The sequence below is a fragment of the Zoogloea sp. genome, assembly GCF_028689785.1.
Classification (GTDB): Bacteria; Pseudomonadota; Gammaproteobacteria; order Burkholderiales; family Rhodocyclaceae; genus Zoogloea.
The window spans coordinates 17,568-37,693 of sequence record NZ_JAQVCN010000047.1; the positions used below are offsets into that span (position 1 = coordinate 17,568).

20 protein-coding genes and 1 tRNA gene are annotated in these 20,126 nt (G+C 63.8%); 7 read left to right on the forward strand and 14 right to left on the reverse strand.

The annotated features are described in order from the left end of the window. The first annotated feature begins 1 nt into the window (after nt 1). Nucleotides 2-691: a molybdate ABC transporter permease subunit gene (gene modB / locus PHI64_RS17170; RefSeq protein WP_299885304.1), complete on the forward strand. Its 690-nt coding sequence runs from the start codon at nt 2-4 to the stop codon at nt 689-691. Continuing rightward, nucleotides 688-1,764 (forward strand): molybdenum ABC transporter ATP-binding protein, encoded by a 1,077-nt coding sequence (modC, locus tag PHI64_RS17175; protein ID WP_299885307.1) that lies wholly within the window; start codon nt 688-690, stop codon nt 1,762-1,764. Before modB ends, modC begins: the two co-directional genes overlap by 4 nt. A gap of 167 nt (nt 1,765-1,931) precedes the next feature. Here modC and PHI64_RS17180 read toward each other — a convergent pair whose 3' ends face one another. The 3 genes from PHI64_RS17180 to PHI64_RS17190 form a co-directional block, all read right to left on the reverse strand. Then, complete coding sequence (locus tag PHI64_RS17180) at nt 1,932-3,938, reverse strand: TonB-dependent copper receptor (protein ID WP_299885312.1); 2,007 nt, start codon at nt 3,936-3,938, stop codon at nt 1,932-1,934. 124 nt (nt 3,939-4,062) lie between these two features. After that, nucleotides 4,063-5,679: a methyl-accepting chemotaxis protein gene (locus tag PHI64_RS17185; RefSeq protein ID WP_299885315.1), complete on the reverse strand. Its 1,617-nt coding sequence runs from the start codon at nt 5,677-5,679 to the stop codon at nt 4,063-4,065. 205 nt (nt 5,680-5,884) lie between these two features. Beyond that, nucleotides 5,885-6,199 carry a DUF5710 domain-containing protein gene (locus PHI64_RS17190; RefSeq protein WP_299885318.1) on the reverse strand — a complete coding sequence of 105 codons (315 nt, stop codon included), beginning with the start codon at nt 6,197-6,199 and terminating at the stop codon, nt 5,885-5,887. Between the two features lie 148 nt (nt 6,200-6,347). On the opposite strand from PHI64_RS17190, the gene PHI64_RS17195 reads away from it, so the two are divergent. Next, nucleotides 6,348-6,752 (forward strand): DUF3015 family protein, encoded by a 405-nt coding sequence (locus PHI64_RS17195; RefSeq protein WP_299885321.1) that lies wholly within the window; start codon nt 6,348-6,350, stop codon nt 6,750-6,752. Nucleotides 6,753-6,778: 26 nt separating this feature from the next. Beyond that, nucleotides 6,779-8,686: a DUF4105 domain-containing protein gene (locus PHI64_RS17200; RefSeq protein ID WP_299885324.1), complete on the forward strand. Its 1,908-nt coding sequence runs from the start codon at nt 6,779-6,781 to the stop codon at nt 8,684-8,686. 18 nt (nt 8,687-8,704) lie between these two features. Here PHI64_RS17200 and PHI64_RS17205 read toward each other — a convergent pair whose 3' ends face one another. From PHI64_RS17205 to gstA, 3 genes are all read right to left on the reverse strand, one after another. Continuing rightward, on the reverse strand, nt 8,705-9,100 hold the full coding sequence (locus tag PHI64_RS17205; protein ID WP_299885327.1) for a nuclear transport factor 2 family protein: 396 nt from the start codon (nt 9,098-9,100) through the stop codon (nt 8,705-8,707). After that, nucleotides 9,097-9,318, reverse strand: coding sequence for a 4-oxalocrotonate tautomerase family protein (locus tag PHI64_RS17210; protein WP_299885330.1), 222 nt, complete (start codon nt 9,316-9,318; stop codon nt 9,097-9,099). Before PHI64_RS17210 ends, PHI64_RS17205 begins: the two co-directional genes overlap by 4 nt. Before the next feature lie 213 nt (nt 9,319-9,531). Continuing rightward, entirely contained in the window at nt 9,532-10,140 is a 609-nt protein-coding gene (gstA, locus tag PHI64_RS17215; protein ID WP_299885333.1) for a glutathione transferase GstA, read from the reverse strand. Between the two features lie 105 nt (nt 10,141-10,245). On the opposite strand from gstA, the gene PHI64_RS17220 reads away from it, so the two are divergent. Continuing rightward, nucleotides 10,246-11,157: a LysR family transcriptional regulator gene (locus PHI64_RS17220; protein WP_299885336.1), complete on the forward strand. Its 912-nt coding sequence runs from the start codon at nt 10,246-10,248 to the stop codon at nt 11,155-11,157. Nucleotides 11,158-11,308: 151 nt separating this feature from the next. On the opposite strand, the gene PHI64_RS17225 is transcribed toward PHI64_RS17220, so the two are convergent. From PHI64_RS17225 to rpsU, 5 genes are all read right to left on the reverse strand, one after another. Beyond that, a tRNA-Ile gene (locus PHI64_RS17225) sits at nt 11,309-11,385 on the reverse strand. Between the two features lie 36 nt (nt 11,386-11,421). Then, a complete protein-coding gene (gene rpoD / locus PHI64_RS17230) occupies nt 11,422-13,380 on the reverse strand; it encodes an RNA polymerase sigma factor RpoD (RefSeq protein ID WP_299885338.1) in 1,959 nt (652 codons plus the stop codon). 122 nt (nt 13,381-13,502) lie between these two features. Continuing rightward, nucleotides 13,503-15,368, reverse strand: coding sequence for a DNA primase (gene dnaG / locus PHI64_RS17235; RefSeq protein WP_299885341.1), 1,866 nt, complete (start codon nt 15,366-15,368; stop codon nt 13,503-13,505). Nucleotides 15,369-15,411: 43 nt separating this feature from the next. Beyond that, nucleotides 15,412-15,858 carry a GatB/YqeY domain-containing protein gene (locus PHI64_RS17240; RefSeq protein WP_299885344.1) on the reverse strand — a complete coding sequence of 149 codons (447 nt, stop codon included), beginning with the start codon at nt 15,856-15,858 and terminating at the stop codon, nt 15,412-15,414. A 127-nt stretch (nt 15,859-15,985) separates the two neighbouring features. Then, nucleotides 15,986-16,198, reverse strand: a complete 213-nt coding sequence (gene rpsU, locus PHI64_RS17245; protein ID WP_079432811.1) for a 30S ribosomal protein S21 — start codon at nt 16,196-16,198, stop codon at nt 15,986-15,988. A 130-nt stretch (nt 16,199-16,328) separates the two neighbouring features. On the opposite strand from rpsU, the gene tsaD reads away from it, so the two are divergent. Next, complete coding sequence (gene tsaD / locus PHI64_RS17250; RefSeq protein WP_299885347.1) at nt 16,329-17,369, forward strand: tRNA (adenosine(37)-N6)-threonylcarbamoyltransferase complex transferase subunit TsaD; 1,041 nt, start codon at nt 16,329-16,331, stop codon at nt 17,367-17,369. 13 nt (nt 17,370-17,382) lie between these two features. On the opposite strand, the gene plsY is transcribed toward tsaD, so the two are convergent. Next, on the reverse strand, nt 17,383-17,994 hold the full coding sequence (gene plsY, locus PHI64_RS17255; protein ID WP_299885349.1) for a glycerol-3-phosphate 1-O-acyltransferase PlsY: 612 nt from the start codon (nt 17,992-17,994) through the stop codon (nt 17,383-17,385). 52 nt (nt 17,995-18,046) lie between these two features. On the opposite strand from plsY, the gene PHI64_RS17260 reads away from it, so the two are divergent. Then, entirely contained in the window at nt 18,047-18,442 is a 396-nt protein-coding gene (locus tag PHI64_RS17260; protein WP_299885352.1) for a dihydroneopterin aldolase, read from the forward strand. Between the two features lie 26 nt (nt 18,443-18,468). Here PHI64_RS17260 and PHI64_RS17265 read toward each other — a convergent pair whose 3' ends face one another. Next, complete coding sequence (locus PHI64_RS17265; RefSeq protein WP_299885354.1) at nt 18,469-18,849, reverse strand: H-NS histone family protein; 381 nt, start codon at nt 18,847-18,849, stop codon at nt 18,469-18,471. Between the two features lie 19 nt (nt 18,850-18,868). Continuing rightward, a complete protein-coding gene (locus PHI64_RS17270; RefSeq protein WP_299885357.1) occupies nt 18,869-20,005 on the reverse strand; it encodes an ISAs1 family transposase in 1,137 nt (378 codons plus the stop codon). Between the last annotated feature and the right edge of the window lie 121 nt (nt 20,006-20,126).

Consider the following 20,126-nt stretch of genomic DNA (forward strand, 5'->3'; position numbering starts at 1 on the left):
AATGCACCTGAGTGCAGATGACTGGTCGGCGATCCGGCTGACCCTGGAGCTGGCCAGCATTGTCACGGTGTTGTTGCTGATCATCGGCACGCCAATAGCCTGGTGGCTGGCACGCAGCCGCTCCCGCCTGCGCGGCGTGGTGGGCGCAATCGTTTCTCTGCCCATCGTCTTGCCGCCCACTGTGCTGGGCTTCTACCTGCTGGTGCTGATGGGGCCGCAGGGAGCCATCGGGCGCTTCACCGACGCAGTCGGCCTGGGGCGTCTGCCCTTCACCTTCACCGGCCTGGTGGTGGCTTCCATCCTGTATTCCCTGCCTTTCGTCGTGCAGCCGGTACAGAACGCCTTTATGGCCATGGGAGATCGGCCCCTGGAGGTGGCGGCGACCCTGCGGGCTTCTCCCTTGCGCACTTTCTTCACCGTGGCACTGCCCCTGGCCCGGCCCGGCTTCATCACCGCGGCCATCCTGGGCTTTGCCCATACCGTGGGTGAGTTCGGCGTGGTGCTGATGATCGGCGGCAACATCCCCGACAAAACCCGGGTGATCTCGATGCAGATCTACAACCACGTGGAGGCGCTGGAGTATGGGCAGGCCCACGGGCTGGCGGCGCTGCTGCTCGGTTTCTCGTTTGTGGTGCTGCTGGCGCTGTACACCGTGGGTGGTGCCCGCAACACCTTGGGGGCTGGGCGATGAGCGGCGTGCATGTGGCCTGCCGCCTGCCCCTGGCGGACTTCGTGCTGGAGGCGGATCTGACCCTGCCCGGGCGGGGCGTGACCGCGCTGTTTGGCCCGTCCGGCTCCGGCAAGACCACCCTGCTACGCTGTGTGGCGGGGTTGGCCCGTGGGGTGGGGCGGGTTGAGATCAATGGCGAATGCTGGCAGGACGACGCCCGGAGCTTCTTTCTGCCGACGCATCGGCGTGCCCTGGGCTATGTCTTCCAGGAGGCCAGCCTGTTTGCTCATCTGTCGGTGCGGGCCAACCTGGAGTTCGGCCTCAAGCGCATCGCCCCGGTCGAGCGCAGGGTGGGTTGGGACGCGGCGCTTGAATTACTGGGTATCGGCCACCTGCTGGAGCGGGGCACCGAGGCTTTGTCCGGTGGCGAGCGCCAGCGCGTGGCAATCGCCCGGGCCCTGCTTACCAGCCCGCGCCTGTTGTTGATGGACGAGCCTTTGGCCGCCCTTGACGCCAGGCGCAAGCACGAGATCCTGCCCTATCTCGAGCGCCTGCATGATGAGTTGGCCATTCCGGTGCTGTACGTGAGCCATTCGCCGGACGAGGTAGCCCGCCTGGCTGATCACTTGGTGCTGCTGGAGCAGGGGCAGGTACTGGCCAGCGCTCCCACCGGCGAGGTGCTGACCCGCCTCGATCTGCCTCTGGCCCGGGACGAAGAGGCCGCCGTGCGGGTGGATGCCCGGGTGCTGTCCCACGACGAGGCCTATCAGCTGACCTGCCTGGGTTTTGCCGGCGGGCTCATTCAGGTGACCCGCAAGGCGCTTGCCGTGGGGGCCGCGGCGCGTATCAAGATCCAGGCGCGGGACGTGAGTATCGCCTTGGCCGGCGATAGGCGTTCGAGCATCGTCAATCGCCTGCCGGCCCGCATCGTCGGCTTTGGAGAGGCCGCTCATCCGGCCCAGTGCCTGGTCAGCCTGGATGTGGCAGGAACCCCCCTGCTGGCGAGGATCACGCGTCTCTCTCGGGATCAGCTTGGGCTGGTCGAGGGCATGATGGTCGTGGCGCAGATCAAGTCGGTCGCGCTGCTGGGCTGACGCTCGTCACTAGACAGGCCGCCGAAGCACCTGCACGGGCCGGGCGTGGGGCCGCTGCCGACTCTGCCCGAGGGCTTTGCTACCTGCTGGTTGCAGGCCATGGTGGGCTCGACCTGGGCTCCTTGCCCGGACTCTGCGTCCAGGCATGAGCCGCAGGTCGGCAGTCTTCAGTTCAGTGCAATATTGGCCTTCAGCCACAGGGTCCGGCCGGGTTCGTTAACCCGGGTGGTCTGGGTAAAGCCGCCCACCATGGCGCCGCTACGGCTGATGTACTCCGCGTAGGTCCGGTCGAACAGGTTGTCCACCCCGGCGGTGAACAGCACGCCCTTGCGCGGTCGGTAGCCGGCGTTCAGAGAGACGATGGCAAAGCCTGCCGAGGCACCGATGTCCTGACCCACCACGTTGCCGTAGCCGGTGTCGTAGCGCTTCTGGCCCTGCACCATGCGCAGCAGTGCGCCGGCGTTCCACGTCTTGTCGTCGTAGCCGGCGCCGAGGCGGCCTTCCAGGGGTGGAATCTGGGACAGGGGCTTGCCGCTGCTGTCGTTCTCGCCATGCACCCAGGCCAGGGTGCCCCAGGCCTTCCAGAAATTCCCCAGGGCGTAGCTCATGTCGCCTTCCAGGCCGTAGGTGGTGGCGTCGATGTTGAGGGCATCGGTGGCGAAGGCGTTGATCTGGCGGATCTGGATGAAGTCCTTGTGCTTTGCGTAGAACAGGGACGCGGAGGCGCGCAGCGGGCCGGCAGCGTAGATGGCGCCGGTGTCGAGTTGGGTGGTCTTTTCAGGTTTCAGAAAGAAGGTGCTGGCCGTGCCGGTCATCATCATCGAGGTGGCACCCGGTGCCTTGGTGCGTTCCCAGTAGTCGGCGGCCCGCTCGCTGTGGCCGAGGCCGGCGTACAGGGTGGTGGTGGGCGTAAAGGCGTTTTCCCAGCGCAGGAAGCCGGCCTTGAGGGTGTCCTTGTCCCTGCGCCCCGAGGTGGCCTTGCCGCTGCGTTGGTCTTCGGCTTCGCTCCAGTCCAGGCGTGCGCCGCCAATCAGGCGGTGGGCGGCGTTGATTTCGTGAGTCAACTCGCCAAACACGCCCCAGGTGTTGAAGCGCATGTCGGGGCGCCGGCTCAGGCTGTCGTAGCCGGAAACGGCAGTGCCGCTGGCGCTGCGCAGGGTGTGGTCATTGGTCTGGAAGTCGATGCCGGTTTCCAGGGTGCTGCGGGGGCTCAGGTCGAGGGTGGCGGCGACACGCCCGCCACGGGTTTCCCGGTCGGGGTTGCTGACCATCTTCATGCCCGTGGCGCTGCGCAGGCTGTAGTTGTCCATCACGTGATCCACGTAGTTGCGGTAAATCTGGCCCTCAAGCTTGGCGAGCAGCGGGCTGATGCGGGACTTCTCGAACTTCAGCCCCACGTTGGTCCGGTCGAAGGCGGTGCCATCCATGCTGCGGTCGGCGTAGGCGGCGTAGCCGTCGCTCTTGGCAAAGCTCAGTTCGATGCGGGTGTTCTCATCCGGAGTCAGCCCCACTGCGCCGCTCACGCTCCAGCGGTCGTAGCGGGAGTGCACCTGGCGCCCGGCGCCGTCCTTGTAGTCCTGGCTGTGGGAGTGGGTACCGGTGATCTCGCCGTAGTAGCGTTCATTGCCGACGCCTGCTTCCAGCACCTGGTCGTTGCGTCCGAAGCTGCCGGCCAGCAGGCTGCCTTCGGCATAGGCGGAGAAGGCCTTGCGGACTTTTGGCGTGCGTTCGAAGAGCACGACTCCGGCGCTGTTGCCGGGGCCGTACTTCACCGTCTGCGGGCCTTTCAGTACGGTGATGCGGTCGAAGGCTTCGGGGAAGACGTAGGCGGTGGGTGGGTCCATGCGCATGCCGCAGCCGCCCAGGATCATCTCTCCATCCAGCAGGATGCCCAGGCGCGAGGCGGCCATGCCGCGGAACACCGGGTCACCGTCGGTGCCGCCCTTGCGGATCACCGAGAAGCCGGGGATGTTCTTCAGGTAGTCGGCGCCGTCGTGGGCAGGCACAGGTTGGCGCGGGGCGCGGGGGTCGGTGCTGACGGTGAGCGGCGCCTCCATGGCGGGGGCGGTGACCACGACTTCCCGCAGGGTGGTGTCAGCGTAGGCCGGAAAGGCGCAGGAAATGGCGAAGGCGACGGGCAGGCGGGCGTGCCAGCGGGATGCGGGTTGAGGCATGGAGGTGGGCTCCCTGGGTTTTCAAGAGAGCGCCACCTTAGGTTTTGCAGGGAATGCGGGGTTTGATTTGCAGCAAGATGACGCACCAAAGCGGTGCGTCATAGTGTCGCAGCGTGCCGTGGCTTCAAACCCGGAAGCGCGAAACACTGCTCTTCAGGCTGTCTGCTACGGTAAGCAGGCGGTGGGCGGTGCTGGCCACCGAACCGACGGCGGCGGAGTTTTCTTCCGACATCTGGGCGATGGCTTCGACGTTGCGAGCCAGCTCGGTGGAGGCGCCGCGTTGCTCGCGCAGGGCGTCGGAAATGTTGTCGATGGCGCCCTGCATGGTGGAGGCGGAGTGGCAGATCCCGGTCATCGACTCGCTCGCCGTGCTGGCCGCGAGCACCACCTCGCTAACCAGCGTCCGGCTGGACTGCATGCTGCTCACCGCTCCGGCCGCACCGTGCTGGATGGTGCTGATCACCGAGCTGATCTCCTGGACCGAACTGGTGGTGCGTTCGGCCAGCTTGCGCACCTCGTCGGCCACCACGGCAAAGCCGCGGCCCTGTTCGCCAGCGCGGGCGGCCTCGATGGCGGCGTTGAGAGCCAGGAGGTTGGTCTGGTCGGCCACCTCGCGGATCACCACGGTGATCTTGTCGATCTGCTGGACTTGCTCGGAGAGAGCCAGCATCTGCCCGGCGGTGGTCTCGACCTGCTCGGCCACCCGGCCGATCCGCTCTGCCGCGGCATCCACACCCTTGCCGCTCAGCACGGCCTGGCTGCCGGCTTCGGCGGCACGGGCGCTGGCGTCGTCGGCACTGGAGCCGACATGGTCGATGCTCACGGTGAGCTGCTCTACCGCTGCTGCGGCCGAGGAGGTGGCGCTGGACTGCTGTTCGCTGCTGATTGACACCTGCTGGGCCGCGCTGGATAGCTGGCTGGCAGAGCTGGCCACGTCATGGGAGTTCGAGATGACCTCGGTGATCGTCCGTGCCAGCTCGCTGCGCATGGTTTCGAGGGAGCGAAGCAGGGTGCCTATCTCGTCGGAGCTTTGGGCATGCCCGGCCTGGGCGTGGGCGGACAGGTCGCCGCCGGCAATCCGGGCCGCCATCTGATTGGCCTGGGTAAGCCGAGACGAAATGCTGCGGATGATGGCTACGCTCATGCCTGCCATCAGCAGGCCGGCCAGCACCAGAACGCCGATACTGATCCAGGTAGCCCTGTCCTTGAGCGCTGCCGCTGCGGCAGCGCTCGAGACGCCCAGCTCCTGGTTGAACTTCATGTGGGTTTCGATGCTCTTGTTGAACTTGACGGCCTCGGGATCAAATTTGGCCAGCATTGCCCGTACTTCTTCGGTGCGGTTGGCCCGGGACACCGGCAGGATGGCCGTGATCAGCTCATTCAGCCGCACATACTCGGCGCGTTCGTTGTTCAGCAGACGCTGATCTTCGTCGTTGGATATGTAGGACTCGTAGTCCTTCAGCGCTTGCTCCAGGGCCTTTCGGGTTTCGCCAATGGTCGTTTCAATCCGGGCCATCTCTTCGGCGTCGGTCGCCAGACCGTGACGATATACGCGGATGCGCAGGCGGCCGAACTCGATCGCAATCGTGTTGAGTATCTCGATGCTGGGGACCACATTGACGCTGGAGTAGTTGGTCTGTTCATAGACCTGATTCATCTGCTGGTAGTTGATGCCGGTGAGCACGAGCAGGCTGAGCAGAGCTGCGCCGACAAGAAGTTGCAGGCGGTGGGCGATAGTCATCATGAATTCCCGAAAAAACATCCCGAAGGGGCCCTGCGCATGGCGCGGGTACCATCACAACAGTCCGGAAGATCGGGATTGGGGCCCGAGCGCTCGGATCTGCCCGGGAAAACGGCTGCTATGCGTGGAACTTGAGGGGAGCGTGCGTTTTTGATTGAAGGGAAGCGGATGGCGGTATGTTCGTGAAGTTCTGGCTGGATTGGCGTCAGCCGGGCCTGCTCCAGCTATGCGCCTCAAGTTGCTGCCGGCAGCTGGCACAGCCCACCCAGGGCAGGCAGTCGCAATCGAGCTTGAAGTAGCGCGAGCCGGTTTTCACGACGGACGCCGCTTCGGTTTTCCGGCTTGTTCCTGCGCCGGCGGAGGTGCCCGGCTTGTCACCGCCCTGGGGGAGCCAGCGGGCAAAGGGGGCAAGATCGTCCACGTTCTGTACATACCAGAGGCGCTTGGTGGCGTCCCACCGGGCACCCAGCGCCTTGGCCTGGTCCTTCTCCGCAAACGGTACCTGCAGGTTGGTTCTCATCGTCGGTCGTGCTTTCTCGGTTTGCTCTGGGTCCGGGGGGCAGATTGTATCCCGTCCGGCCGGGGCTACCCCGGCGCATGGATTGACCCACCCGGTATTGACGGCGATACTTTGAGCCCCGATGTCTCCCCTCAGGGTTGGTTCGAACATGAAGACCTTGCCTAAACTTGCCTTCGTTTCCGTGCTGGCCATCAGCGCAGCGGCGTGCACTGTCATCGACCCGAGCTCAAGCAGCCACAGCAGTAGCAGCAGTGGTGGCGACTCCAAAAGTGCATCGCTGATGACGCGGGAGCAGCGGATTGCCCGCTTTACCGAGAACAATTTCGATCACCTGAAACGGGACATCAGCATCGGCCAGGGTGAATACCTGTCGTCGCTCGCCAGCCTGATGCAGATCGAGCCCGCCCGGCGGCCGGCCTTCTTCGCCTTTGCCCAGAGCAACTTCACCCGCCTCTTTCCCGGCCCGCAGACCCGAGCCGCCGACATGCTGGCTGTACTCGACCGCGAAATGCGTGCTGATCCGCGTTTCGCCCAGCGCGTCGCCCTGAACTGAGGGGCGATTTCACGCCGGCCGCTCTCGTGCGTGCCGGCGCCCTGCTGGCTTTTGGGCTGGTGTTGTGGGCATCGGGTGCGAGAGCCGACCCTGCTTATCTCGCCGATCTGCAGCAGCGGGCGGTCGAGGCGCATCTGGCCGACAGTCGGGGCTGGCAGGTGCTCCTGCATTACCGCCGTAATGCGCTGGGTCACGGCGTCACCAGTGATGCCGATGACCCGCGCTTCTTTCTCGCCCCAGGTGGCAAGACCGATCCTGCCGCCGAGCTTGCCGCAACCCTGGCCGCCTTCTTTTCAAGCGAACCCGTGGGCGCCGAGCCGCAGCCGGCCCAGTGCGCCTTTGTCGCCCGTTATGCGTGGCTTCGCCAGGCGCTGGGTTTTGACGCCGGGCGCCTCCCCGAGCAGCGCTGCGAGGCGTTTTTCCGCTGGAAGAGTGAGCTGGATGCCGGGGCCGCCACGCTGGTGTTCACCTCTGCCTACCTCAACAATCCCGCCTCGCTCTTCGGCCACACCCTGCTGCGCCTCGACCGGCGCGACGCGTCGGCTGGCACCCCGCTCCTCGCCTACGCGGTCAGCTACGCGGCGGACGACAGCGGCAGCACGGGCCTGATGTACGGCATAAGAGGCATCGCCGGGGGCTTTACCGGCTATTTCGAGTTGCAATCCTATGATCGCCTGGTGCGTAACTACAGCGACATCGAAAACCGGGACATCTGGGAGTACCGGCTCAATCTCGGGGCCGGGCAGATGGATCGGCTCATCGCCCATCTGTGGGAGCTGCGCGGGGTCAAGTTCGATTACTACTTCTTCAGCGAAAACTGCGCCTGGCAGCTGCTGACCTTGCTGGAAGTGGCTGATCCTTCCCTGGCCTTGTCCGACCGCTTTGCTCTCTGGGTGGCGCCGCCCGATGTTCTGCGCCTGATCAATGCCGAAGCCGGGCTGGTGCAGGGGGCTACGCCGCGCCCTGCACGTGGCAGCGCAATCCGGCGGCGCTACGCCGCCCTGGACGCCCCGGAGCGGGCGCAGGCACAGGCCATCGGCGCAGACCTTGAGCATGTGGACACGCCGGTTTTTCGCGCCCTGGCGCCGGATCGCCAGGCCCTGCTCCTCGATCTGGCCGTGGACCTGCGCCAGCGGGGCGGCGACGGGCCGGGGAAGGCGGGAGAGGGGGGCGTCGCACTCCCGGCCGACGAAGGCCTGCATCGCCTGCTTGCTGCTCGCAGCGCGTTGGGCCCGGGCCTTCCATCCCTCGCTATTGCTCCCTATGCGGGCCGCCCGGAGGCCGGGCATGCGTCCCATCGCAGCGGCCTGGCCGTGGGGCAACGGGCCGGTGAGGGCTTCATCGAACTCAGTGCCCGGGCCAGCTTTCACGACTTGCTTGAGGCCGATGCTGGCTATGCGCCGGAGGCTGCGATCGAGCTGCTTGGCGGTTCCCTTCGCCACTCCCCTGGCTCAGGCCGTACACGCCTGAATGAGCTGAGCCTGATCTCCATCGAGTCGCTATCGCCCTTCAATCCCTTGCTGCCGCGGCCGGCCTGGCGCGCCCGGGCAGGCTGGGTACCCGCCCCCAAGCGGGACTGCCCGGACTGCCTGGTTTTTCGCGCCCAGGCCCTGGCCGGTCTGGCCACAGAAACCCGCGGGCCTTGGCGCATCCTGTGGTTTGCCCTGCCGGGCCTGGCGTTGGAGGACGGGGCTGGGCACCCGGCGCGTGCCGGCCCCAGCATCAACGCCGGCCTGATCGCCGAACCTCTGACAGGCTGGAAGATCTCCGCGCAGCTTGCCCACACGGCGTTTCGCCGGGGCGAAAGTAGTGATGAAGCCCGGTGGACGCTGGCCCAGCACTACACGCTGAATCGCGCTCTGGCGGTGCGCGCCGCGTGGAAGAAGTTTGCCGAGATCCGCGAGTTTTCGGTTGGAGTGCTGGTGTACTTCTGAAGATGCGCAACCTGGCGATCATGTGGCGAGTGGACGCTCTGCATCGAAGTGAAAGACTTTGGCGATGATTTGCCAGCGCTTCTCAACGTGGATCAAGGTCAGGATGTCGATGAAGTGGCGTGGCCTGATTGAACAACGCAGCTTGGCCAAGGCCGTCACCGGCCCGACAAATTCGATGGAGTCGATGCGGTCGGTGCGCACCTCGTTACGTGATGCGGGAGACGGGCGCGCATCAATGATCGGGTAATATTCGTCCATTCGCAGGATCAGTGGCAGGTCTGCACTGGCTGTTGCGTAAACCGCCTGCGGGTGGAAAACACGGCTCAGCCGATCTGTGTCGCTGTGGTGGAGGCCGTCGAAGTAGACCTGCAGAACTGCAGCAACCTCGGCATAGGCTTGGACGTGATCGTTCATCGCTTGGACTCCTGCTCGCGGGCACGCTGGTTTAGCACGGTGACCGTTTCACCACCAACGCCCCAGTCGTCGGTGTCGACTTCCTCGATCACCACAAAGGTGGTGGCGGGGTTCTTGTTCAGTACGCGAACCAGCAGATCCGTTGTACTGCGGATGAGTTGGGCCTTCTGTTCGGCCGTTGCACCTTCTCGCGTGATTCGGATGTGGACGTAGGGCATGCCTTGTGTTCCTTCAAAAGGGGGGTAGAGGTGGAACGCAGTGCGCGAACCGCTCAGCGAGTCGCGCTCGTCGTCGCACTGCTTCCAGGGAAGCCCTAGACTTCAGCCCGATTGACGGCCTGCGCTCAGGCGACCGCCCTTGATGCGGGCTGTGGACGCCAGGAGAGCGGACGGTGTATTCCGGGCTGGGGCTGGGGCTGGGGGGAGGCGGGCTCAGGCCCGCAGGCCTTCGGCTTTCATTGCCGCACGTACGGCGGGCCGTTTGCCCACCTCCGCGACGAAGGCCTGCAGATGGGGCCAGTCGTCGAGGCCGATATTCACGAACTTGGCCCAACCCAGCACGACGAAGAGGTAGGCGTCGGCGACCGTGAAGCTCGCGCCAGTGAGATAGGGCTGGCTCGCCAACTGCGCGTTCAACCACTCCAGCTTCCTGCACAGCGTGGCAGCCAGGATGGTCTTGGCCTCCGTAGCCAGATCGGTGCGGAAGAGGGGCGTGAACGACTTGTGCAGCTCGCTGGTGATGTAGTTCTGCCACTCCATCACGCGATAGCGGGCCAGGGTGCCGGGTGCGGGCATTAGCGAGATTGCGTGCGCCGCGTCGGCAATGAACTGCGATATCACCGGGCCTTCCGTCAGCCGGGTGCCGTCTTCCAGTTCCAGCACCGGCACCTGACCTTTGGCGTTGATCTTGTAGAAATCCCTGCCGTCGCTGGTGATGTGGCGGGCGGTGTCGACCTGTTCGAGCGAGAAGGGCAGGCCAACCTCGTGGAGCACGATGTGCGGGGCAAGGGAGCAAGCTGCGGGGGAAAAGTACAGTTTCATGATCGTCGATCCTTTCAACAGAGATTGAGTGGTGAAAGTTTATTGACGACGTAGGTGATAATAAACGGACGAAGAATCAAATCACTGATTACATGGAGATCAATAGTGAGTCGCCAGTTTGAAACCCTTCAACTGGGTAGCCTTGAGCTGTTTTGCCTGACAGCCAAGCATGGTGGCTTCACCGCCGCAGCCAAAGCCACCGGCCTTACAGCGGCGGCGGTGAGCCGCTCAATTGCACGCTTGGAGGCTCGCTTGGGGGTACGCCTTTTTATGCGGACAACGCGCCAGGTGCGCTTGACCGACGCCGGCCAGCGCTATTACGGGCAATGTCAGCACGCGCTGGAACAATTGGTGGAGGCCGAACGCGAGATCACTGGTGAGCAGACTGCTCCGGCCGGCGTGCTGCGGCTTAGTCTGCCTACGTCTTACGGTCACTATCGGGTGCTGCCGTTGCTGCCGGCGTTCACCCGGCAGTACCCGGCAATCGAACTTGACCTGCACCTGTCGAACCGCAATATCGACTTCACCGACGAAGGCTTTGATCTGGCTGTACGTGGGCGCACGCCACCAGACTCAGGGCTGGTGGCGCGCAAGCTGGAAGACGCAGAACTGGTGGTCGTCGCAGCACCGGACTATGTGCGCCGCCAGGGAGAGCCGAGAACCCTCGACGATCTGTTTCAGCATGAGTGCATTCAGTTCATGCTGCCAAGCACCGGGCAGCCCGTTCCGTGGCTCTTGCGGCACGAAGGTCGCATCATCGAGCATGCCCCACCGGGACGCCTGCGCTGTGCCGATGACATCCTCGGGCCGGTAACCCTGGCTCGGGCGGGTGCGGGCGTACTCCAGACCTACAGGTTCCTTATTGAGGAAGATCTGCGAGAAGGCCGACTTGTGGAGTTGTTTTCGAACTACGCTGGCGCATCGAGACCATTCTCGCTGCTTTACCCAGCGAGCCGGCACATGCCGCTACGCGTGCGCGTGTTGATTGACTTCCTGCTCCTGCACTTGGTGCGCTGACCCTATCGTGTTGGTCCGCCGATGCCGCCACCCCACACTCCAGCGAATGGGGCGGCTAGCCCCCCAAGACATGACAATGCCCGCGGGCAGATGGGCGAATCCGATACGGCACAAGGCCAACCCCGGAGGGTTGGCCTTGTGCTTGATGCGATGGTGGGCCCAACAGGACTTGAACCTGTGACCAAGCGATTATGAGTCGCCTGCTCTAACCAACTGAGCTATGGGCCCGAAAAGGGGGGGCGCAGAAGGGCGGCCCGGCTACGGTCAGGCTTCGTTGTCGAGGAAGCTGCGCAGGCGTTCGGAACGGCTGGGGTGGCGCAGCTTGCGCAGAGCCTTGGCTTCGATCTGCCGGATGCGCTCGCGGGTAACGTCGAACTGCTTGCCGACTTCCTCCAGGGTGTGGTCGGTGTTCATCTCGATGCCGAAACGCATGCGCAGGACCTTGGCTTCCCTCGGGGTGAGGGAGTCCAGGACTTCCTTGGTGGCGTCACGCAGGCTGGAGTACAGGGCTGCCTCGGCCGGGGCGAGGGTGGCGTTGTCCTCGATGAAGTCACCCAGGTGGGAGTCGTCGTCGTCGCCGATCGGGGTCTCCATGGAGATGGGCTCCTTGGAGATCTTAAGGATCTTGCGGATCTTCTCCTCGGGCATTTCCATCTTCTCGGCCAGGGTGGCGGGATCGGGCTCGTTGCCGGTTTCCTGCAGGATCTGACGGGAGATCCGGTTCATCTTGTTGATCGTCTCGATCATGTGCACCGGAATGCGGATGGTGCGGGCCTGGTCGGCGATGGAGCGGGTGATGGCCTGGCGGATCCACCAGGTGGCATAGGTGGAAAACTTGTAGCCGCGACGGTATTCGAACTTGTCCACCGCCTTCATCAAGCCGATGTTGCCTTCCTGGATCAGGTCGAGGAACTGCAGGCCGCGATTGGTGTACTTCTTGGCGATGGAGATCACCAGACGCAGGTTGGCTTCGGTCATCTCGCGCTTGGCGCGGCGGGCCTTGGCTTCACCGGTGGACATCTGCTTGTTGATGTCCTTGAGCTCCTTGAGCGGGATGCCGATGCGATCCTGGAGGTCGATGAGCTTCTGTTGCTCTTCGAGTACGGCGGGCTGCATGCGCATCAGCACCGGCGCGTTGTTGGGGCCGGCGGAGATCTCGGCCTTGAGCCAGTCCAGATTGGTTTCGTTGCCCGGGAAGCTCTTGATGAAGTGCGGGCGCGGCATGCCTGCCTTGTCCACGCACAGATTCAGGATCTTGCGCTCGTGGCTGCGGGCCTGATCGACCATGTGGCGAACGGCGTCGCACAGGCGCTCGGTGGTGCGGGCGGTGAAGCGGATGTTCATGAGCTCGTTGGAGACCTGCTCCTGGAGCTTCATGTAGGTCTTGTCCTGGTAGCCCTTCTTCTGGAGGGCTGTGGCCATCTTTTCGTAGAGGCCGCGCAGGGTGGCGAAGCGCTCAAGGGCGTCGGCCTTGAGCTTGATCAGTGAGGCAGACTGGGCGCCGGCGCCGCCATCGTCTTCCTCGTCTTCGCCTTCGTCGGCGTCGTCTACTTCGAGGTCGTCGCTCTCGGCCAACTCTTCGATGGCCTCGACGGCGTTGGGGTCGATCAGGCCGTCGATGAGTTCGTCGATGCGCATCTCTTCGCGACCGATCTTGTCGGCGGCATCGAGGATCTCGGCGATGGTCGTCGGACAGGCGGAGATCGCCTGGATCATGTGCTTGAGGCCTTCCTCGATACGCTTGGCGATCTCGATTTCGCCTTCACGGGTGAGGAGTTCGACCGTGCCCATTTCACGCATGTACATGCGGACAGGGTCGGTGGTGCGGCCGAATTCGGAGTCGACCGCGGAGAGGGTCTGCTCCGCTTCGGCTTCGGCCTGCTCGTCGTCCACCACGGTGGGTGCGACTTCGGACATGAGGAGATCTTCGGCGGCCGGGGCCACGTCGAAGACCTGGATACCCATGTCGTTGAAGGTGGTGATGATGGACTCGATCTGCTCGGCGTCGACGAGATCGTCGGGCAGGTGGTCGTTGATCTCGGCGTAGGTGAGGTAGCCCCGCTCTTTGCCAAGGGCGATCAGGGTTTTGAGCCGGGTGCGGCGAACTTCAGCCTCTTCCGCCGAGGGGGCCTCGGCGATCATCGGGGCGAGTTTGTCCTTGACCTTCGCTGCTCGCGGCTTGGCAGGCGCTTTGCGCGGTTGTTTGGGCTTTTCCGTGGTCATGGCTGTCCTCGATTGGTCGTCCGAGCTGTTGGCGCGCAAGCGGGCAGCAGGTTTCTGCTGTTGCTTTGGCGCACCTTTGCGATAGGTCTCGGCGGGCGAATTTCGCGAAACCGAAAATTATATTACGAATCCGATACTTTGGCTCGGGTTTTGAGTTTCTCTTTTGTTGAAAGCAGCTCAGCAAGCCGTCTTCGCGCAGTGGGTTCCAGCCCGCTTTCACGGGCTCTGGCGTTCAGGGTGTTGATCTCTTTCTCGATCAGGTTGGATTCGAGTTTGTAGAGTGTGTCGTTGAACTGAGGTTCCAACATGGCCTCATCAAGAGGTGTGTCCGCCAGCTGGCCGGAAATCCGGGACAGCACCGGCGCGTGGGGCGTGTCGCGATAGTGTTCGAGCAGGGCGCCGAGCCCGTGGGTGGGAAGGTCGCCGACGCTCATGGCGTCGGTCATGGCGATCAGGGCCAGACCTTCGGGGGTGTCGTGGGGGAGCAGATCGATGGGCAGGCGGGCAGCCCAGACGGGGTGCTGGATCACCAGCTTGAGCAGGGTCTCCACCGGGTTGGATGGTGTCTGCCGGGGCGCCAGGCGCGGGAGTTCCTTGCCGAAGCCGCGACGCCCGCCGCGGAAACGTCCGCCACCACTGCCGTCGCTGAAGTCGCGCGGGAAGCCAGGGTTGAAGGGGCGGTCGGATTCGAATCGTCGGGGGGGCGGAGCAGCGGACTTCAGCCCGAAGGCTGTCTCCACTTCGGCCTGGGTGAAACCTGCGGCCTCGGCGAGCATCTTGATCACCTGCAGGCGCAGCAGCGGCGCGGCGATGCGGGTAATCAGGGGCTTGGCTTCGTGGACCAGGCGGGCGCAGCCTTCGGCGGTGCTCAAGTCGATATCTTTACGGAGCTCGGCGAGCAGGAACTCGGCCAGGGGCTGGGCGCGGGTCATCGCTGTGCGGAAGGCGTCGGGGCCTTCTGCGCGGACGAAGCTGTCGGGGTCATGCTCTTCCGGCAGGAAGAGGAAGCTGACGGTCTTGTTGTCGGCCAGGTGTTCGAGGCTGACTTCGAGGGCGCGGCCGGCGGCGCGGCGGCCGGCCGCGTCGCCGTCGAAGCAGAAAACCACCCGGTCGGTGAGGCGCAGGAGCTTCTGGATGTGATGGGGTGTGGCTGCCGTGCCGAGGGTGGCGACGGCGTTGCCCACCCCGAACTGGGCCAGGCCGACAACGTCCATGTAGCCTTCGACAACCAGCACGCACTCCTGCTCACGCACGGCCTGGCGTGCCTGGACCAAGCCATAAAGCTCGCGGCCCTTCTCGAAGATGGGGGTCTCGGGGGAGTTCAGGTACTTGGGTTCGCCCTTGCCCAGCACCCGGCCGCCAAAGCCGATGACGTTGCCGCGTTGGTCCTGGATGGGAAACATGATGCGGTCGCGAAAGCGGTCGTAGCGGCGGTTTTGCTCGTTCTCGAGCACCAGCCCGCATTCGAGCAGTTGGGCGGCGCTGTAGTCGGAAAATGCGGCCTGCAAAGCCTGCCAGCCTTCCGGTGCGTAACCGAGGCCGTAGCGGGCGGCGATCTCTCCGGTCAGGCCGCGGCCCTTGAGATAGTCGATGGCCACCGGGCTGCGCTTGAGTTGATCTTTGTAGAAGCGGGCCGCCTGGGCCATCACTTCGGTGAGGGATTGTTCTTTGGCTCGGTCGCGATTCGGGGTGAAGTCGTCTTCGGGGACTTCCATGCCCACTGTGCCGGCGAGCTCCTTCACGGCATCAATGAAGCCGAGGCCGTTGTATTCCATCAGGAAGCTGATTGCGCTGCCGTGCACGCCGCAGCCGAAGCAGTGGTAGAACTGCTTGGTGGGGCTGACGGAAAAGGATGCTGATTTTTCCCCATGAAAGGGGCAGCAGGCAAAATAGTTTGCCCCGCCTTTCTTGAGCGGCAGGTAGCGTTCGATGACCTCGACGATATCGACGCGGGCGAGAAGATCCTGGATGAAGGATTGCGGAATCATGATGTCCGGACAGCGCGCGAGGGCGCCATCATTCCCATGAATCCTAGTTGCCGAGGCGGGATTTGACCAGCTTGGAAACCTCGGTCATGTCGGCCTTGCCGGCAAGTTGCGGCTTGACCGCGGCCATCAGTTTGCCCATGTCGGCAGGACTGCTGGCGCCGGTGGAGGCCAAGGCTGCGTCGATGATGGCGGCGATCTGCTCGGGGTTCAGGCCCGCGGGCTTGTAGGCCGTCAGCACATCGATCTCGAAGCGCTCTGCGCTGGCCAGATCAAAGCGCTGGGCGGCTTCGTACTGGGCAACCGAATCCCGGCGCTGCTTGAGCATTTTGTCCACGACGGCCACGACGGCGGCATCATCCAGTTCGATCCGCTCATCGACTTCGCGCTGTTTGATGGCGGCCAGCAGAAGGCGCAGGGCGGACAGGCGAGCGCTGTCCTTGGCGCGCATGGCGGCCTTCATGTCGTCGGAAATTTGAACCTTGAGGGACATGGGAATTCCTGATGATGATTCGCGCGGCCAGGGGTTGGGCCTGTGCAGCGGAAAAGCACAAACGCCACGCGTTCGCGCAAAAAGCGCGTATCGCGTGGCGATCGGGAAGCGTGTACTCGGGTGTTGCTTAGTACATCTTCGGGGGCAGGGTCTGGCTGCGCAGGCGCTTGTGATGGCGCTTCACCGCGGCGGCCAGCTTGCGCTTGCGCTCGGCGGTGGGCTTCTCGTAGAACTCACGGGAGCGGAGCTCGGGCAGCAGGCCCACTTTTTCAATGGTGCGCTTGAAGCGGCGGATGGCAACTTCAAACGGCTCGTTTTCTTTGACGCGAATACCCGGCATTGCGTGCTTCCTCGAAAATTCTTTGGACGGAAAAACGAAGAGTATAACCAAGTCGCCCGGGTCTACCAAGTCCACTTTTCGCTTTGTTGGCAGGCTCAAGGTAAAATGCGCACTTTTCTGCGGAAGTGCCATGCGCGTTCTGGGTATTGAATCCTCCTGTGACGAGACAGGCGTCGCCATTTATGACACGGAACAGGGCTTGCTGGGCCATCGCCTGCATTCTCAGATCGACCTCCATGCGGCCTATGGTGGTGTGGTGCCCGAACTGGCTTCCCGCGACCACATCCGCCGCCTGCCTCTGCTGTTGAGGGAGGTGCTGGCGGTGACGGGCCTGGCCATGAACGACATCGATGGCATTGCCTATACGGCCGGCCCCGGCCTGGCGGGGGCTTTGCTTGTCGGTTCGAGTGTGGCGGAGGCGCTGGGGGTGGCGTTGGGGGTGCCGGCACTTCCCGTGCACCACCTGGAAGGGCATTTGCTGTCGCCCCTGCTGTCGGCGACGCCGCCGGAGTTTCCTTTTGTGGCCCTATTGGTCTCGGGTGGGCATACCCAGTTGATGCGTGTTGCCGGAGTGGGTGATTACACTCTGCTTGGAGAGACCGTGGACGACGCTGCCGGCGAAGCCTTCGACAAGACGGCCAAACTGATAGGTCTGCCCTATCCCGGCGGGCCGGCCCTTGCCCGGCTTGCATTGCAGGGTACGCCGGGGCGCTTCAAGCTGCCGCGGCCGATGCTGCACAGCAAGGATTTCGATTTCAGTTTCAGTGGGCTGAAGACCGCGGTGCTGACCGCTGCCGGAGCTGAGGGTTTCGGCGAGGCCGACAAAGCCGATCTGGCTGCAGAGTTCCAGGCGGCTGCGGTGGATGTGCTCGTGGCCAAATCCATGTCGGCGCTCCGGCACACGGGCCTGCGGCAACTGGTGGTGGCGGGGGGGGTCGGGGCTAATCTGGCTTTGCGTGCGGCCCTTGATGAGGCGGCGGCAAAGCGGCGAGCCAAAGTCTTTTACCCGGAAATGGAGCTGTGTACCGACAACGGCGCCATGATTGCCTTTGCCGGTGCTCTGCGATTCATGGCAGGTGCGCAGATGGGCGTGGGCGATGGTCGCTTTGCCGTGCTGCCGCGATGGAGCCTGATGGACATTGCGGCGCCCCGGCCCTCGGCTGCGGCCTGATCGGCCTGTTGCTTCAGCTTTCTTTCTTCTTTCCGCCGATTCGACTTTCCTGGCCAGCCAGCAGGCGCTTGATGTTGTCCTTGTGGCGCCAGATCAGGAGCAGTGACATTGCGCTCGCTGACAGCACCCAGTAGGGATCAAGCCCGAGCAGGAAGGCCACGCCGGGGGCGGCGACGGCAGCGCACAGGGCGGCCAGCGACGAGTAGCGGGTGGTGAAGGCCACGCCGAGCCACACCCCGAGGGTAGCCAGCCCGAGCCAGCTGCTGGCGCCGAGCAGGACACCGGCGGCCGTGGCCACGCCCTTGCCGCCGCGAAAGCCCAGAAAGGCCGGAAACAGATGGCCCAGGAAGGCTGCCAGGGCGGCTGCCGGGGCGGCGATGCTGCCGAGGCCCGCCGTGGGGGCGATCTGCTCGGCCAGGAAGACGGCCAGCCAGCCCTTGAAGCCGTCTCCAAGCAGGGTGAGGATGGCGGCGAGCTTGTTGCCGCTGCGCAATACGTTGGTGGCGCCGGGGTTGCCCGAGCCGTAGCTACGGGGGTCGGCCATGCCGAAAAGACGGCTGACCACCACCGCAAAGGGAATTGAGCCGATCAGGTAGGCGACGGCGAGCAGAAGCGCGAGGTGCATGCTTTTATTGTGGCGCGAGCTAGAATGGGCGCGATTTTAGCCGGGACGGACGATGGATTTCATTTTTATCGAAGCACTGCGGGTCAAGGCCCGGGTGGGTATTTATCCGCGGGAGCGGGTGACTGAGCAGACCCTTGAGTTGAATCTCACCTTCGGCGTGCCCGATGCGGCTGCTGAACATGACGACATCGCGGACACCATTGATTACGCCAAGGTCATTGAGCGCATTCGGGAAGAGCTCGGCAATCACCAGTTCAATCTGATCGAAACCCTGGGTGAATTCATCGTCAAATTGCTCTTCGATGAATTCGGGGCGCCGTGGGTTAAGCTTGCGATTGCAAAAATTGGCGTCATGAAAGACGTGCGGCGTGTGGGCGTATTTATCGAACGGGGGCGCGATGGTGTCGAACCCCCGGAGCATGCCCCCACCGCAGGCTTGCCACGTTGAATTGGCAGGCCTGCGCCTGAGCGTTTTCAGGCGGCTGCGACTGCATCGACGCGCAATGCGTCGAGGGGCTTGCCTTGGGCCAGCCAGTCGATCACCCACTGGGGCTTGCGGCCGTGGCCGGTCCAGCCGATGGCGGGGTTCTCCGGGTTGCGGAACTTGATGACAGATGCTGGCTTGGCAGCCTTCTTGACCGCGGGTTTGGCCGCAGCCTTGCGGGGGGCGGGGGCTGCCTTTTCGGAGCCTTCCTGGCCGATCACTTCATTCAGGCTCATGCCATGCTCGGCAGCGAGCTTTTGCATGCGCTTGAGCAGGTCTTTCTTGGCGGTGTCGGAGCGGCGCTGGATTTCGGTTTCGACCTTGCCCTTGAGGCGGCGCAATTCGGTGAGGGAGAGAGAGGAGAGTTCCATGGTCAGGGCAATCGCACCGTTACGTCATAAACCCGAGCACCTCCGCCCGGAACTCATCGGAAGCGGAGGCGAGCAGGCGCTTGTTCTTTATTCCGGCCTTGACCGTCGAATTGAGCCGTAGGAGATTCATCACGATATGCCGAACGATGGCGAGGTTGTTCGCAGCAAATCCGGTGCGCACGCGGGATTGGTCTTCGTTGAGCTGGACATCGAGGCACCAATGGAGCCGGTTCTCCACTTCCCAGTGACTTTTCACCGCACGGGCGATACGGGCCGCATCGGCGGGAAGACTGCTGATGTAATAGGCGCGCTCGACGCTGGTTCGATCCCCCATGGTGCGCTCCCGTTCGATCACGGCGAAGCTGCGCAGATCCTGCCACTGCTTTCCGTTGTAGAGCCGATCCACCGCATCGTAGGCCCAGCAGCGACGGGTTTCGATGCGGCCGTGGTTGTTCTTGGTCACGGTGACTTCATCGACCGACGTGGGAGTCAATTTACCCTTGGGATCGAGCCCGGCAAACATGATCGAATCGAGCAGGCCCGGATGATTGTCCTTCACGCACAGCACATAGTCGGCCTGCTTCTCACGGATCGTTTGGGCGATCTTCGTCTGGGTCCCCATGGCATCAATGGTGACCGTCGTGCCTTCGAGCGCCAGGGTTTTGAGCAACACGGGGATTGCCGTTATTTCGTTGGACTTCTCCGCCGTGGCGGTTTGTCCCAGCACCACCCCAATGCCCGCCGCAAAGGCACTGACCAGGTGCAGCGGATGGGAGTCCGCCTCCTTCTTGTTGGCCGTGCGACGACTGCTCTTGCCGTCGATGGCGACGACCGTGTTTTCGGCGAGCGCCGGGACAACCATGCCCACCCAGCGCCGGAAAGCGGCTTCGAACTCTTCCGGTGCGATCATCCCGAACACCCGCCCCAGCGTGTCGTGGGAGGGGATACCGCCTTCAAGCTTCATGAAGCCGCGCAGCCAGTCGAGTTTCGCCTTGGCCCAGAGATGAACGGCGACAAAGTCGTCAGCGCCGCTGAGCACCGCGCACACCATGACGCTCAAGAGCTCCGCCAGATCGTGCTGCGTATGCCGCTTGCTGCGCGGATCGGAAATCGAAACAAACACCTGCGTGAGCGGCATGACTGTACCTGTCTTCATGGGAAGCCCAAAAAGGCAGGAAACTACACAAAATGCGGCCCGGTGAACAGGGGGGGTTGTAATTGCATGAATGTGAACGGGATTTTTGAGGCGGTTATGCTGGGTCGATGCGATTGCCCTG